Annotated in this window: 12 protein-coding genes; 1 reads left to right on the forward strand and 11 read right to left on the reverse strand. The window is 74.2% G+C overall.

Annotated features, from left to right (window positions below):
* The first annotated feature begins 80 nt into the window (after positions 1–80).
* A complete protein-coding gene (locus AB0B20_RS07925) occupies positions 81–434 on the forward strand; it encodes an MmcQ/YjbR family DNA-binding protein (protein ID WP_357386424.1) in 354 nt (117 codons plus the stop codon).
* A gap of 323 nt (positions 435–757) precedes the next feature.
* Here AB0B20_RS07925 and argH read toward each other — a convergent pair whose 3' ends face one another.
* The 11 genes from argH to AB0B20_RS07980 all read right to left on the reverse strand — a co-directional run bounded on the left by argH (position 758) and on the right by AB0B20_RS07980 (position 14,084).
* On the reverse strand, positions 758–2,221 hold the full coding sequence (argH, locus tag AB0B20_RS07930; RefSeq protein WP_030271078.1) for an argininosuccinate lyase: 1,464 nt from the start codon (positions 2,219–2,221) through the stop codon (positions 758–760).
* Positions 2,222–2,235: 14 nt separating this feature from the next.
* A complete protein-coding gene (locus tag AB0B20_RS07935) occupies positions 2,236–3,441 on the reverse strand; it encodes an argininosuccinate synthase (protein WP_357386426.1) in 1,206 nt (401 codons plus the stop codon).
* The gene (locus tag AB0B20_RS07940) at positions 3,438–3,950 is read right to left on the reverse strand and encodes an arginine repressor (protein ID WP_357386428.1); all 513 of its coding nucleotides are present in this window, start codon (positions 3,948–3,950) and stop codon (positions 3,438–3,440) included. The genes AB0B20_RS07935 and AB0B20_RS07940 overlap by 4 nt, the downstream gene beginning before the upstream one ends.
* A complete protein-coding gene (gene argF, locus AB0B20_RS07945) occupies positions 3,947–4,873 on the reverse strand; it encodes an ornithine carbamoyltransferase (RefSeq protein WP_357469119.1) in 927 nt (308 codons plus the stop codon). The genes AB0B20_RS07940 and argF overlap by 4 nt, the downstream gene beginning before the upstream one ends.
* The gene (locus tag AB0B20_RS07950; protein ID WP_357469122.1) at positions 4,870–6,123 is read right to left on the reverse strand and encodes an acetylornithine transaminase; all 1,254 of its coding nucleotides are present in this window, start codon (positions 6,121–6,123) and stop codon (positions 4,870–4,872) included. The genes argF and AB0B20_RS07950 overlap by 4 nt, the downstream gene beginning before the upstream one ends.
* Entirely contained in the window at positions 6,120–7,007 is an 888-nt protein-coding gene (gene argB, locus AB0B20_RS07955; RefSeq protein ID WP_357469125.1) for an acetylglutamate kinase, read from the reverse strand. Before argB ends, AB0B20_RS07950 begins: the two co-directional genes overlap by 4 nt.
* Entirely contained in the window at positions 7,004–8,176 is a 1,173-nt protein-coding gene (gene argJ, locus AB0B20_RS07960) for a bifunctional glutamate N-acetyltransferase/amino-acid acetyltransferase ArgJ (RefSeq protein WP_357469128.1), read from the reverse strand. The genes argB and argJ overlap by 4 nt, the downstream gene beginning before the upstream one ends.
* Positions 8,173–9,174 (reverse strand): N-acetyl-gamma-glutamyl-phosphate reductase, encoded by a 1,002-nt coding sequence (argC, locus tag AB0B20_RS07965; RefSeq protein WP_357469131.1) that lies wholly within the window; start codon positions 9,172–9,174, stop codon positions 8,173–8,175. Before argC ends, argJ begins: the two co-directional genes overlap by 4 nt.
* Before the next feature lie 172 nt (positions 9,175–9,346).
* The gene (locus AB0B20_RS07970) at positions 9,347–11,944 is read right to left on the reverse strand and encodes a phenylalanine--tRNA ligase subunit beta (protein ID WP_357469134.1); all 2,598 of its coding nucleotides are present in this window, start codon (positions 11,942–11,944) and stop codon (positions 9,347–9,349) included.
* Positions 11,945–11,970: 26 nt separating this feature from the next.
* Positions 11,971–13,032, reverse strand: a complete 1,062-nt coding sequence (pheS, locus tag AB0B20_RS07975) for a phenylalanine--tRNA ligase subunit alpha (protein WP_357386442.1) — start codon at positions 13,030–13,032, stop codon at positions 11,971–11,973.
* Positions 13,033–13,199: 167 nt separating this feature from the next.
* Positions 13,200–14,084, reverse strand: a complete 885-nt coding sequence (locus AB0B20_RS07980; protein ID WP_357469137.1) for an RNA methyltransferase — start codon at positions 14,082–14,084, stop codon at positions 13,200–13,202.
* Between the last annotated feature and the right edge of the window lie 3 nt (positions 14,085–14,087).

Here is a 14,087-nt window from a genome sequence, read left to right on the forward strand (position 1 = left end):
CGGCACGCCGCCGGCGCCGGGCCCGCGGATTGTCACAGCGGCGGGCGAGACTGTGCCGGACGACGGCACGGGAGGACGCGATGACGCGCGAGGAGATGCTGGCCTACTGCCTGGCCAAGCCGGGAGCCTGGCTCGATCGGCCGTGGGAGGGCGACGAGGTGGTGAAGGTGGGCAGCCGCATCTTCGCGTTCCTCGGCTCCCCCGACGGCGAGGGCCGGGTCGGGGTGAAGTGCGGGGCGTCCCGGGAGGTGGCCGACGAGTGGCTGCACCGGTTCCCGGCCGACGCGCGCCCCTCCCCCTACATCGGCCGCTCCGGCTGGAACACGCTGCGGCTGGCCGGTGACATCCCGGACGACGAGCTGACCGAGGCCGTCGACGGCTCGTACGACGCGGTGGTGGCGAAGCTACCCAAACGCGAGCGCCCCACAGGCTGACCGGAGAACGCGGACGGAGCACCGACCGCCCGGGCCGGCCGAACTCGCGCAGACCGACTGGCGCCGCTGATGGTGCGGCAGATCCGGGCACCAGCGGAAACCGCCCCGTGCGGCAAAGTCCGAGGTCCGGGCCCTGCAGACCGTCCAGCAAGCGGGATCCGCGTTCCATAAAGCGGGACTTCTGTAGATCTTGGAAGCTTACGGCCCCTATGGGGGCCATTTCCTTCCAAGATCTCGGCGCGCGGCGCGCGGCGCGGGAGGGCAGCGGATGGGTGCCGGGCTGGTCCGGGGCAGGCGGGTGCCTGCCCCGGACCAGCTGTGGCTCAGCGGGGGACGACCCGCTCGGCGGCCCACTCCCGCCAGCCGGTCAGCTTGTCCGCCGCGGCGGCGAGCTGGTCGGCGACCGGACCGGGGCCGGTGGAACCGGGCGTGATGCGGGCGGCCAGCGCCGAACGCACCGAGAGCACGTCGCGCACCGACGGGTCCAGGTGCTCGCTGACGGCGGCCAGGTCGGCGTCGGACACCTCGTCCAGCGCGCAGTCGCGGGCCGCGCAGAGCGCCACCAGCTTGCCGGTGATCTCGTGCGCGTCGCGGAACGGCACGTTGCGCCGCACCAGCCAGTCGGCGACCTCGGTGGCCAGCGAGAAACCGGACGGCGCGCTGGCCACCAGCCGGTCCACCCGGACCGTCATCGTGGAGATCATCCCGGCCAGCGCGGGCAGCAGCAGTTCCAGCGTGTCGACCGCGTCGAACGCCGGCTCCTTGTCCTCCTGCATGTCCCGGTCGTACGTCATGGGCAGGCCCTTGAGCATGGTGAGCACGCTCATCAGGCCGCCGACCAGGCGGCCGGACTTGCCCCGGGCCAGCTCGGCGATGTCCGCGTTCTTCTTCTGCGGCATGATCGACGAGCCGGTGGCGAAGGCGTCGTCCAGCTCGACCCAGCCGAACTCCTGCGACGTCCAGAGCACCACCTCCTCGCCGAGGCGGGACAGGTGCACGCCGATCATCGCGGTGACGAACAGGAACTCGGCCACGAAGTCGCGGTCCGCCACCGCGTCCATCGAGTTGGCGAACGAGGTGCGGAAACCCAGCTCCTTGGCGACGGCCACCGGGTCCAGCGGCAGCCCCGAGCCGGCCAGCGCACCCGCGCCGAGCGGGCTGATCGCGGTCCGCTCGTCCCAGTCGCGCATCCGTTCCAGGTCGCGCAGCAGCGGCTGCACGTGGGCCAGCAGCCAGTGCCCGAACGTCACCGGCTGGGCGTGCTGGAGGTGCGTCATGCCCGGCGCGGCGGTGTCCACGTGCCGCTCCGCCTGCTCGACGAGGGCCTCGGCCAGCTCGACCAGCCGGGCCGCCACGCCGCGCGCGTGATCGCGCAGGTAGAGCCGCAGGTCGGTGGCGACCTGGTCGTTGCGGGACCGGCCGGCGCGCAGCTTGCCGCCGAGGCTGCCGAGGCGTTCCAGCAGGCCGCGTTCCAGCGCGGTGTGCACGTCCTCGTCGTCCACCGTCGGGCGGAACGCCCCGGAGGCGCAGGCCGCCTCCAGGTCGTCCAGCGCGGCAAGCATCCGGCCCAGTTCGTCCGGGTCGAGCAGGCCGGCGCCGGCGAGGACCCGGGCGTGCGCGCGGGAACCGGCGATGTCGTACGGGGCGAGACGCCAGTCGAACTGGACGCTCACCGACAGCCGCGCGAGCGCCTCGGCGGGACCGCCGGCGAACCGGCCGCCCCAGAGGCTCGTCCGGTTGGCGGGGGCGCTGTTCTCGGTCAGGCTCTTGTCGTCCACCCCACCCATTGTGGTGCCCCCCATCAGGCCCCTCCCATCCGGGCGTCCCGTTGCGCGGCCATCGTGCTGGGCAGTCCCCACAGTCGTACGAATCCCTTCGCCAGCGACTGGTCGAACGTGTCGCCGGTGTCGTAGGTGGCAAGGCCGAAGTCGTAGAGGCTCGCCTCGGACCGCCGGCCGGTGACCACCGCCCGGCCGCCGTGCAGGCGCAGCCGTACCTCGCCGCTGACGTGCCGCTGGGCGTCGTCGATGAACGCGTCCAGCGACCGCTTCAGCGGCGAGAACCAGAGCCCGTCGTAGACCAGCTCACCCCAGCGCTGGTCGACGCCGCGCTTGAACCGGGCCAGGTCCCGCTCGACGGTGACCGCCTCCAGCTCCTGGTGGGCGGTGATCAGGGCGACCGCGCCGGGTGCCTCGTACACCTCGCGGCTCTTGATGCCGACCAGCCGGTCCTCGACCATGTCCAGCCGGCCCACGCCGTGCGCCCCGGCCCGCCGGTTCAGCTCCCGGATCGCCTCGTAGGGCGTGACCGTCTCGCCGTCGATGGCGACCGGCACACCGCCGTCGAAGGTGATCACCACGTCGTCCGGGTCGCGTTCCGACGCCGGATCCCCGGTGTACGCGTAGAGGTCCTCGACCGGGGCGTTCCAGATGTCCTCCAGGAAGCCGGTCTCCACGGCCCGGCCCCACAGGTTCTGGTCGATCGAGTACGGCGACTTCGCCGACACGTCGATCGGCAGTCCCTTCTCCTCGGCGTACGCGATCGCCTTGTCCCGGGTCCAGGCGAAGTCCCGGGCCGGTGCGACGACCTTCAGGTCGGGCGCGAGCGCGCCCAGGCCCACCTCGAACCGGACCTGGTCGTTGCCCTTGCCGGTGCAGCCGTGTGACACGATCGTGCCGCCGTGGGCGCGCGCCGCCGCGACCAGATGCTTGACGATCAGCGGCCGGGACAGCGCGGACACCAGCGGGTAGCGGTCCATGTAGAGGGCGTTGGCCCGGATCGCCGGCAGGCAGTAGTCGGCGGCGAACTCGTCGCGGGCGTCGACCACCTCGGACTCGACGGCGCCGCAGTCCAGCGCGCGCTGCCGGATCACGTTCATGTCCTCGCCGCCCTGGCCGACGTCGACGGCTACCGCGATCACCTCGGCGCCGGTCCGCTCGGCCAGGTACGGGATGGCGACCGAGGTGTCCAGGCCCCCGGAGTACGCCAGCACCACCCGCTCGGTCACGGGGTGCCCCCTTCGGCTGTGTCGTCCCGGCGGGCCCAGGCGGCGAGCCGCTCACCCAGCGCGGCGCCGCCGTCGGTGTCGCGGGACACGACGAGGATGGTGTCGTCGCCGGCGATGGTGCCGACGATCTCGGTCAGGCCGGCCCGGTCGAGCGCGCTGGCGAGGTACTGGGCGGCACCCGGCGGGGTACGCAGCACCGCGATGTTGCCGCTGGAGTCGACGCCGTTGAGCAGCTCACGCAGCAGCCGGACCAGCCGGGCCGGCGCACCCTCGGCGTCGCGCAGCGGCCGGTGCCCGTCCTCCGGGATCAGGTAGACGCCCCGCCCGTCGCCGCCGCGCGCGGTCACCGCTCCCAGTTCCTTCAGGTCCCGCGACAGGGTGGCCTGGGTGACCTGGATGCCGTCCCCGGCGAGCAGGTCGGCCAGCTCGGTCTGCGAGTGGATGGGGGTGTCGCGGATCAGCTCGACGATGCGGGCGTGCCGCGCGGCGCGGGTCAGCGGAGCGGTCATGCGGATTCCTCCAGGAGAAACGTCAGCAGCGCCTTCTGGGCGTGCAGCCGATTCTCCGCCTGGTCGAACACCGCGCTGTGCGGGCCGTCCAGCGCCTCGTCGGTGATCTCCTCGCCCCGGTGGGCGGGCAGGCAGTGCAGCACGATCACGTCGGCGTCGGCGTGGCCGAGCAGCGCGGCGTTCACCTGGTACGGCAGGAACGGGGTGATCCGGTCCAGCCCGTCGGACTCCTGCCCCATCGACGTCCAGGTGTCGGTGGCGACGACGTGCGCGCCGCGTACCGCCTCGGCCGGGTCGGTGAGCACCCGCGCCGAACCGCCGGTGACGGCGGCGATCTTCTCGGCGCGGGCCACGATCTCCGGGTCGGGCTGGAATCCGGCCGGGCCGGCGATCCGTACGTGCATCCCGGCGGTCGCGCCGGCCAGCAGGTACGAGTGGGCCATGTTGTTCGCCGCGTCGCCCACGTACGTGAGGATCCGCCCGGCGGTGCCGCCGAAACGCTCCCGCACGGTGAGCAGGTCGGCCAGCAGCTGGCACGGGTGGTACGTGTCGGTGAGCGCGTTCACCACCGGCACCGTGGCGTGCGCGGCGACCTCGGCGATCCGGTCGTCGCCGTGGGTGCGCAGCACGATCGCGGCGACGTAGCGGGACAGCACCCGGCCGGCGTCGGCCAGCGTCTCGCCCCGGCCGAAGTGGGTGACCTGGGTGTCCACGACGAGCGGGTGCCCGCCCAGCTCGGCGATGCCCACGTCGAACGAGATCCGGGTGCGCAGGCTCTGCTTGTCGAACAGCACCGCCACCGACTTCGGCCCGGCCAGCGGCTGGTGGCCGTACCTGTCGGTCTTCATCCGGGCGGCGAGGTCGAGCACGGCGGCCTGCTCGGCGGGCGTGAGGTCGTCGTCGCGCAGGAAGTGGCGAATCATGCGGGAGCCTCCGTCGGGGTCGTGGCGTCGGACGCGGCGGCGTCGGCGGAAGAGGGCGGCGCGGCGGCGGCGGCGGAAGTGGCCGGCGCGGCGGCGGACAGCGCGGCCGGCAGGGCGGCCAGGAACGCGTCGGCCTGCGCCGTGGTGAGGATCAGCGGCGGGGCGAGCCGCACCACGTCCGGCTGCACCGGGTTGACCAGGAAACCCGCCTCGCGCAGCGCGGCCGCTGCCGCACCCGAGACCGGCTGGTCGAGCACGATGCCGAGCAGCAGGCCGGCGCCGCGCACCTCGCGGACCAGCGGGTGCCCGAGCGCCTCGACGCCGCGCCGTAGCCGTTCGCCGACGCGCTTGACGTGGTCGAGCAGGCCCTCGTGGGCGATCGTGGAGACGACGGCGAGCGCGGCGGCGCAGCTGATCGGGTTGCCGCCGAACGTGGTGCCGTGCGAGCCGGGGGTGAGCAGGTCGGCGGCCCGGCCGAAGGCCAGGCAGGCACCCAGCGGAAGGCCGCCGCCGAGGCCCTTGGCGAGCGTGACGACGTCCGGCTCGACGCCCTCGGCCTGGTGGGCGAACCAGTGGCCGGTGCGGCCGACGCCGGTCTGCACCTCGTCCAGCACCAGCAGCGCGCCGTGCGCGGCGGTGATCCGCCGGGCCGCGGCGAGGTAGCCGGGAGGCGGGACGACCACGCCGTTCTCGCCCTGGATCGGCTCGATGATCAGCATGGCGGTGTCGCCGGTGACGGCCTCTGCCAGCGCGTCGGCGTCGCCGAACGGCACGTGTGTCACGTCGCCGGGCAGCGGGCGGAACGGGTCGGCCTTCGCGGGCTGCCCGGTCAGCGCCAGCGCGCCCATGGTCCGGCCGTGGAACCCGCCGTGGGCGGCGACCACGTGCCGGCGGCCGGTGAGCCGGGACAGCTTGAACGCGGCCTCGTTCGCCTCCGCGCCGGAGTTGGCGAAGAACACCCGGCCCGGCCGGCCGGCCAGCGCGAGCAGCAGCTCGGCCAGCGCCACCGGCGGCTCGGCGACGAACAGGTTGGACACGTGCCCGAGCGTGGCGACCTGCCTGCTGACGGCGGCCACCACCGCCGGGTGGGCGTGGCCGAGCGCGTTGACGGCGATGCCGCCGAGCAGGTCGACGTACTCCCGGCCGGTCTCGTCGACCACGACGGCGCCGGAGCCGGAGACGAGCGCCAGCGGCGGCGTGCCGTAGTTGTCCATCATGGTGGCGTTCCACCGCTGCACGAGCGTGCTCATGAGTCGATCACCATCGTTCCGAAGCCCTCCGACGTGAACACTTCCAGCAGCGTGGAGTGGGCGACCCGGCCGTCGACGACGTGCGCGGCGGGCACTCCCCCGCGCACCGCCCGCAGGCAGGCCTCCATCTTCGGGACCATGCCCGACTCCAGGGACGGCAGCAGCTTCGCCAGGTCGTCCGCGCTGATCTCGCTGACCAGGCTGGACGTGTCCGGCCAGTCGGCGTACAGGCCGGGCACGTCGGTCAGCACGACCAGCTTGCGGGCGTCCAGCGCGACCGCGAGCGCGGCGGCGGCGGTGTCCGCGTTGAGGTTGTGCAGCACCCCGTCGGCGTCCGGCGCGACCGTCGAGATGACCGGGATCCGGCCGGCCTCGATCAGGTCGGTGACCGCCGAGGCGTTCACCGACTCCACGTCGCCGACCTGCCCCACGTCGACCGCTTCCCCGTCCACGTACGCCTGGCGGCGCACCGCGGTGAACAGCCCGGCGTCCTCGCCGGAGAGGCCGACCGCGTACGGGCCGTGCGCGTTGATCAGCCCGACCAGTTCCCGGCCGACCTGGCCGACGAGCACCATCCGGACCACGTCCATCGCCTCCGGGGTGGTGACCCGCAGGCCGCCCCGGAACTCGCTGGCGATGCCGAGCCGGCGCAGCATCGCGGAGATCTGCGGGCCGCCGCCGTGCACCACGACCGGCTTGAGTCCGGCGTACCGCAGGAACACCATGTCGGCGGCGAAGGCCCGCTGGAGTTCGGGGTCGACCATCGCGTTGCCGCCGTACTTGACCACGACCGTGGCGCCGGAGAAACGGGCCAGCCAGGGCAGCGCCTCGATCAGCGTGGCGGCCTTGGCCTGGGCCCGGGTGAGGTCAGCACTCAGATTCATGTGGAATAAGCCGAGTTCTCGTGTACGTACGCGTGGGACAGGTCGTTGGTCCAGATGGTGGCGGCGTCCGCGCCGGCGTGCAGGTCGATCCGGACGGTCACGGCACGGCCGGTGAGGTCCACCTTGGCGCGGTCCTCGGCGGCGGCGCCGCCCCGGCACACCCAGACGCCGTTCACCGCGACGTCCACGCCGTCCGGCTCGAACACGGCGGCGGTGGTGCCGACGGCGGCGAGGATCCGGCCCCAGTTCGGGTCGTTGCCGAACAGCGCGGTCTTCACCAGGTTGTTGCGGGCCACCGTGCGGCCCACCTCGACCGCGTCGTCCTCGCTCGCCGCGCCGACCACCTCGATCGCGACCTCCTTGGTCGCGCCCTCGGCGTCGGCCAGGAGCTGCTGGGCCAGGTCGTGGCAGGCGGCGGTGACGGCGGCGGCCAGCTCGGCCCCGGTCGGCTCGATGCCGGAGGCCCCGCTCGCCAGCAGCAGCACCGTGTCGTTGGTGGACATGCAGCCGTCGGAGTCGATCCGGTCGAACGTGATCCGGGTGGCGGCGCGCAGCGCGGCGTCCAGGGCGTCCGGCCCGGCCACCGCGTCGGTGGTGAGCACGCAGAGCATGGTGGCCATGGCCGGTGCCAGCATGCCCGCGCCCTTGGCCATGCCGCCGACGGTCCAGCCCGTACCGTGGGCCACTGTCGTCTTGGGCCGGGTGTCGGTGGTCATGATGGCCTCGGCGGCCGCCGGGCCACCGTCGCGGGACAGGCCGCGCACGGCTTCGCGTACGCCGGGAAGCAGTTTGTCCATCGGCAGGCGCTCACCGATCAGGCCGGTCGAGCAGACGGCGACCTCGCCCGCGCCGACGATCAGCCGGGCGTTCGCGGCGGTGATCGCGGCGGCCGTGTGCTCGGCGGTGGCGTGGGTGTCCTGGAAGCCGGCCGGACCGGTGCAGGCGTTCGCGCCGCCGGAGTTGAGCACCACGGCGCGCACGACGCCGCCGTGCACGACCTGCTGGCTCCACAGCACCGGGGCGGCCTTGACGCGGTTGGCGGTGAAGACACCCGCCACACCGGCGTCCGGGCCGTCGTTGATCACGAGGGCGACGTCGGCGGCGCCGGAGGACTTCAGTCCGGCGGCGACACCCGCGGCGCGGAACCCCCGGGGGACGGTGACGCTCATGGGGCCACTCCAAACACGGACAGACCGGTGGTCTCGGGGAGACCCACCATCAGGTTGGCGTTCTGCACGGCCTGGCCGGCCGCGCCCTTGCCGAGGTTGTCGATCGCGCTGACCACGATCACCCGCCCCGAGTCGACGTCCACCGTCGCCTGGAGGTGGCAGGAGTTGGAGCCGGCGGTGGCGGCGGTGTGCGGCCAGGATCCTTCCGGCAGCAGGTGCACGAACGGCGCGTCGGCGTAGGCGGCGGCCAGCACCGCGCGCGGGTCGGCGTCGCCGGTGGGCACGGCGGTGACGGTGGCCAGGATGCCCCGGGGCATCGGCGCGAGCACCGGGGTGAAGGAGAGACCGGTCGCGCCGGTGGCCTGCTTGATCTCCGGCACGTGCTGGTGCGCGCCCACCTTGTAGGGGGTCAGGTCGCCCATCACCTCGCTGCCGAGCAGGTGGGCCTTGGCGGCCCGGCCCGCGCCGGAGGTGCCGGAGGCCGCGACCACCACCACGTCGTCGGGGCGTACCGCACCGGCGGCGATCAGCGGCGCCAGCGCCAGCGTGGTCGCCACCGCGTAGCAGCCGGTGCTGGCCACGCGCGACGCGGCGGCGATCTCGGCCCGCTGCCCGGGCAGCTCGGGCAGCCCGTAGGTCCAGGCGCCCGCGTGCTCCCCGCCGTAGTAGCGAGCCCAGGCGGCGGCGTCGCGCAGCCGGTGGTCCGCGCCGAGGTCGACCACCTTGGCCGTGCCGGGCAGCGCCGCGGCAAGCGCCGCGGACTGGCCGTGCGGCAGGGCCAGGAAGACCAGGTCCGCGTCGGCGAGGGTCGCCGGTTCGGTCGCGGCGAACACCAGGTCGAGGCCGGCGAGGTGCGGGTGTACGGCGGTGACCGGTTGACCGGCCTGGCTGTGCGCGGTGGCGGTGATCAGCTCGAACTCGGGGTGACCGGCGAGCAGGCGCAGCAGTTCGCCCCCGGCGTATCCACTCGCCCCGGCCACGGCAACCCGAATGCCCATACCCACCTCCGCATGACTATGCAGAGAAGAGTACCGGTCGGGGCAGCGCTGCCGCAAGGTCATACGGCGCGTTGCATAGCCATGAGATGACGTTCACCAGCGGCTCGCGTGAGCCGGCGTGTTAAAAAGGGCCCCCTCCTCTACCGGAGGCGTTAAGAGGGGGCCCCTCCTTTCATGCGCCGCGCAGGGTGGCACCGAAGCGCTCGGCGGCCACCGCTACCGCGGCGTCCCGGGCGGCCACCGCCTCCTCGCCCGCGAGGGTCCGGTCCGGGGCCCGGAACGTCAGCTTGTACGCAAGCGACCTGCGCCCCGCGCCGAGCTGCTCGGAGGTGTAGACGTCGAACAGCCGGACGTCCTCCAGCAGCGCGCCCGCGCCCTCGACCAGAGCCGCCCGCACCTCGGCCGCCGGGACCGAGTCGTCCACCACCAGCGCCACGTCGATCAGGGCCGGCGGGAACGTGGAGATGGCCGGGCCGGACGCCAGCGGGGCAGCGGGCAGCGCGTCCAGGTCCAGTTCCATGGCGCAGGTGCGCCGGGGCAGCTCCAGCGCGGCCAGCACGGCCGGGTGCAGCTCACCGGCGTGACCGACGACCACGTCGTCCACCACCAGCTCGGCGCAGCGGCCCGGGTGCCACGGCGCCCGCTCCCCGGCCCGTACCGTCACCCGGCCGGCGGGGATGCCCGCGGCGTCGAGCACCGCCCGGCCCGCCTCGATCGCGTCCGCCCAGCCGGCCGTCCGGCCCGCGCCCCACCAGCCGGCCGGTTCGATCTCGCCGGTCAGCGCCACCGCGACGTGCCGCGGCTGGACCGGCACCACCGCGTCGGCTGCGGCGAACTCCTCGTCGGTGGGCCGCCGGTCCACGCCCATCGCGGGCGGGGCACCGGCGCCGGGACGCGGGTGGAAGACCGTGCCGATCTCGTAGATCGCCACGTCCCGCTGGCCCCGGCCGACGTTGCGCTTGACGATGCCGAGCAGCGGGCCGAGCAGCGTGGTACGCAGCAGGGGCTCCTCCTCGGACAGCGGGTTCGCCAGGCGTACCGCCGGGCGGCGCGGGTCGTCGGCGGGCAGGCCGAGCTGGTCGGCCAGCTCCGGCGCGACGAACGGCTGCGCCAGCACCTCGACGTAGCCACGCTCGGCGAGGGAGCGGGCGACGGCCCGGCGGCGCTGCTGCTGCCAGGTCAGGCCCCGCCCGGGCGGCGCGGTGGGCAGCACCGACGGCACACGGTCGTAGCCGTCGAGGCGTACCACCTCCTCCACCAGGTCGGCCGGGTCGGTCAGGTCGGGCCGCCAGCTCGGCGGCGTCACGGTCAGCACGTCGTCGGCACCGGCGCCCGAGCCGCCGCCGGCGGTCACGCCCACCGTGCCCGGGTCCTCGGCGAGCCGGTCGGCGCCGCGCGCGACGGTGCAGCCGACCTGCTCCAGCAGCTCCACCACGCGATCCGGCGAGTAGGCCACGCCGACGCGCCGCGACGGCAGGTCCACCGGCAGCGTCACCGGCGTACGCGGCGCGACGTGGTCGATGTCGAGCACCTCGGCGCCGGCGGTGCCGCCGGCCAGGCCGGTGAGCAGCCGGACCGCCTTCTCCAGCGCGACGAGCGGCAGCGCCGGGTCGACGCCCCGCTCCCACCGCTTCGCGGCCTCGCTGAACAGCTTGTGCCGCCGCGCGGTACGACCGACCGTCGCCGGATCCCAGTGCGCCGCCTCGAACAGCACGTTCGTGGTGGAGGCGAGCACCTCGCTGGTCTCGCCGCCCATCACCGCCGCGAGCGAGATCGGAACCCCGCCGTCCTCGCCCGCGAGGCCCCCGGGCAGCCCGGCGTCGCAGATGACCAGATCCTCGGCGGACAGCGTGCGGCTCACCCCGTCCAGCGTGGTCAGCTTCTCCCCCACCTCGGCGCGGCGCACCACGAGCGTCCCGGCGATCCGGTCCGCGTCGAAGGCGTGCATCGGCTGGCCGAGTTCGAGCATCAGGTAGTTGGTGATGTCGACCGGCAGCGAGATGCTGCGCACCCCGGCGGCGGTGAGCCGCTGCCGCATCCAGCCGGGCGTCTGCACGGTCGGGTCGACGCCGCGCACCATCCGCGCCGCGAACCTGTCACAGCCGACCGGGTCGCGGACCTCCACCGGGTACGCCGGCTCGGCGGTCGCGCCGGGCGCGGGCGCGTCGGCCGGGTCGCGGAACGGCACGCCGAGCGCGTGCGACAGCTCCCGGGCGATGCCGCGCACGCTCAGCGCGTACCCGCGGTCCGGGGTGATCTCCATCTCGACCACGACGTCGTCCAGGCCGACGACGGGCCGGGCGTCGTCGCCGGGCTGGGCCTTGACGTCCTCGGGCAGCACGACGATGCCGGAGTGGTCGTCGCCGAGCCCCAGCTCCTGCGCCGAGCAGATCATCCCGTGGGAGTTGCGCCCGTACGTCTTGCGCGCGCCGATGGCGAACCCGCCGGGCAGCACGCCGCCGGGGAGGATCACCACGACCTTGTCGCCCACGGCGAAGTTACGCGCCCCGCAGACGATCTCCTGCGGCTCGCCGGTGCCGTTGGCGGCACCGACGTCCACCCGGCAGAAGCGGATCGGCTTCTTGAAGCCGGTCAGCTCCTCGATCTCCAGGACCTCGCCGACGACCAGCGGGCCGCTCACCGACTCGCGCAGGTCCACCACGGACTCGACCTCGATGCCGAGGTCGACCAGCGCCTGCTCCAGGTCGCCGGTGGGCAGGTCGGCCGGCAGGTCCACGTACTCCCGCAGCCAACTGACAGAGACTCGCATGACTGTTAAACCACCGTTCCCGTAGCTCAGGCGCCGAACGCGCGGGTGAACCGCACGTCGCCCTCGGCCATGTCCCGCATGTCACTGACGCCGTGCCGGACCATCACGGTCCGGTCGATGCCCATGCCGAACGCGAATCCGGAGTAGACCTCCGGGTCGATGCCGCAGGCGCGCAGCACCCGCGGGTTGACCATGCCGCAGCCGCCCCACTCGACCCACTGCGGACCGTCCCGGTGCTCCGGGAACCAGACGTCGAACTCCGCCGACGGCTCGGTGAACGGGAAGTAGTGCGGACGCCATCGCGTCTTCGCCCCCTCACCGAACATGGCCCGGGCGAAGTGGTCGAGCGTGCCGCGCAGGTGCGCCATCGTGATGCCCTTGTCCACCACCAGGCCCTCGACCTGGTGGAAGACCGGGGCGTGGGTGGCGTCCAGCTCGTCGGTGCGGTAGACCCGGCCGGGCACCACCACGTAGATGGGCGGCTTGCGGCTGAGCATGGTGCGCGCCTGCACCGGCGACGTGTGCGTGCGCAGCACGAGGCCACTGCCCTCGGGTGCGATGTGGAACGTGTCCATCAGACCGCGCGCCGGGTGGTCGGCCGGGATGTTCAGCGCGTCGAAGTTGGTCCACTCCAGCTCGACCTCGGGGCCCTCGGCCACCTCGTAGCCCATGCCGACGAACAGGTCGCTGATCTGCTCCATCAACACGCTCAGCGGGTGGCGGGCGCCACGCGGCCGGCGGTCGTACGGCAGGGTCACGTCGACCCGCTCCTCGACCAGCACCCGCTCCGCCTGCTCGCGGTCCAGGATCTCCTGCCGGGCGGCGTACGCGGACTCGATGGCCCGGCGTGCCTCGTTGACCCGCTTGCCGGCGTCGGCCTTCGCGGCCGGCGGCAGCGCGCCGATCTCCCGGCGCGCCAGCGACACCGGGGACCGGTCACCGAGGTGCGCGGGGCGCAGCGCGGTGAGCGCGTCCGGGCCGGCGGCGTCGGCGAACGCCTTCTCGGCGTCGGCCACGGCCCCGGCCAGGGCGTCCGGGTCGAGCAGGGCGACCTGCTTCGGGTCGTACGGATCGTTGCGGTAGCTCATGGTGAACGGGCACTCCCTCACGGCGGCGCCGACCCTCGCGGGTGGCTAGGCGAGTCTACGGACGCGCGGCTTCGCCGCAGCCCGCCGGTGGGAGTCGTGCAGGGGGAAGGGTCAGGCCCGCCGCCCGCCGACACCGGCGGGCTGGCTAAACGAACGCCGTGGCGCGTTCATGACGAGGCGGACTCCCCTGCTGTCTCTCGCGTGCCCCGGGGGACACGCAGTGCTCTGGCGGAAGAATACAGGCAGACGGCCGCCGCCGCAGCCAGGTTCAGGCTCTCCGCGCGCCCGTGCAGCGGCACCCGGACGCGGGCGTCGGCGGCGCCGGTCAGCTCCTCGGGCAGGCCGTGCGCCTCCGAGCCGAACAGCCACGCGGTGGGGCCGGCCAGCCGTCCGGAGTCGGCGAGGTCGTCCAGGTCGCTGTCGCCGTACCCGGTGGTGGCGAGGATCGTGAGCCCGGCGGCCCGCAGCGCCTCGACGGCGGCGAGCGGGTCGGCGGCGCGCACCACGTCGACGTGGAAGAGGCTGCCGGCGGAGGCCCGCACGCACTTGCCGTTGTAGGGGTCGACCGCCTCGCCCGCGAAGATCACCGCGCCCGCGCCCGCCGCGTCGGCGGTGCGCAGCACGGTGCCGGCGTTGCCCGGGTCACGGATCCCGGCGAGCACCGCTACCAGTCGCGGCCCGCGCGCCACCGCGTGCTCCAGGGGTACGTCGAGGTGGCGGCACACCGCCACCAGGCCCTGCGGGGCGACAGTCTCGGCCAGCGCGGCCAGGGCGTCGTCGGTCACCTCGGAGACCGGCACGTCGGCCCGGGCGGCGCTGGCGGCGAGGTCGGCGTACCGGTCCAGCGCGGCCGGGGTGCCGAACAGCTCGACCACGGTGCCGGTGCGGGCGAGCGCCTCCCGGACCGCCTGCGGCCCTTCGGCCAGGAACCGGCCGGCCTGGTCGCGGTCGCGCCGGCGCTGTAGCCGGCGGGCCGCGACGACCCTGGGGGTACGCGGGGTGAACGGGCCGGGAACGGCGTCGAGGCGCCTCCCCTGCGACGGTGACTGCATGGG

It is taken from the genome of Micromonospora sp. NPDC049151, assembly GCF_040648395.1.
In the GTDB taxonomy this organism is placed as follows: domain Bacteria; phylum Actinomycetota; class Actinomycetes; order Mycobacteriales; family Micromonosporaceae; genus Micromonospora.

Excerpts from the sequence above, each read along its gene's own strand:
- AB0B20_RS07925 (WP_357386424.1), top strand. The coding sequence starts at position 81 with ATGACGCGCGAGGAGATGCTGGCCTACTGCCTGGCCAAGCCGGGAGCC.
- argH (WP_030271078.1), bottom strand. The coding sequence starts at position 2,221 with ATGGGTGGGGTGGACGACAAGAGCCTGACCGAGAACAGCGCCCCCGCC.
- AB0B20_RS07940 (WP_357386428.1), bottom strand. The coding sequence starts at position 3,950 with ATGACCGCTCCGCTGACCCGCGCCGCGCGGCACGCCCGCATCGTCGAG.
- argF (WP_357469119.1), bottom strand. The coding sequence starts at position 4,873 with ATGATTCGCCACTTCCTGCGCGACGACGACCTCACGCCCGCCGAGCAG.
- AB0B20_RS07950 (WP_357469122.1), bottom strand. The coding sequence starts at position 6,123 with ATGAGCACGCTCGTGCAGCGGTGGAACGCCACCATGATGGACAACTAC.
- argB (WP_357469125.1), bottom strand. The coding sequence starts at position 7,007 with ATGAATCTGAGTGCTGACCTCACCCGGGCCCAGGCCAAGGCCGCCACG.
- argJ (WP_357469128.1), bottom strand. The coding sequence starts at position 8,176 with ATGAGCGTCACCGTCCCCCGGGGGTTCCGCGCCGCGGGTGTCGCCGCC.
- argC (WP_357469131.1), bottom strand. The coding sequence starts at position 9,174 with ATGGGCATTCGGGTTGCCGTGGCCGGGGCGAGTGGATACGCCGGGGGC.
- AB0B20_RS07970 (WP_357469134.1), bottom strand. The coding sequence starts at position 11,944 with ATGCGAGTCTCTGTCAGTTGGCTGCGGGAGTACGTGGACCTGCCGGCC.
- pheS (WP_357386442.1), bottom strand. The coding sequence starts at position 13,032 with ATGAGCTACCGCAACGATCCGTACGACCCGAAGCAGGTCGCCCTGCTC.
- AB0B20_RS07980 (WP_357469137.1), bottom strand. The coding sequence starts at position 14,084 with ATGCAGTCACCGTCGCAGGGGAGGCGCCTCGACGCCGTTCCCGGCCCG.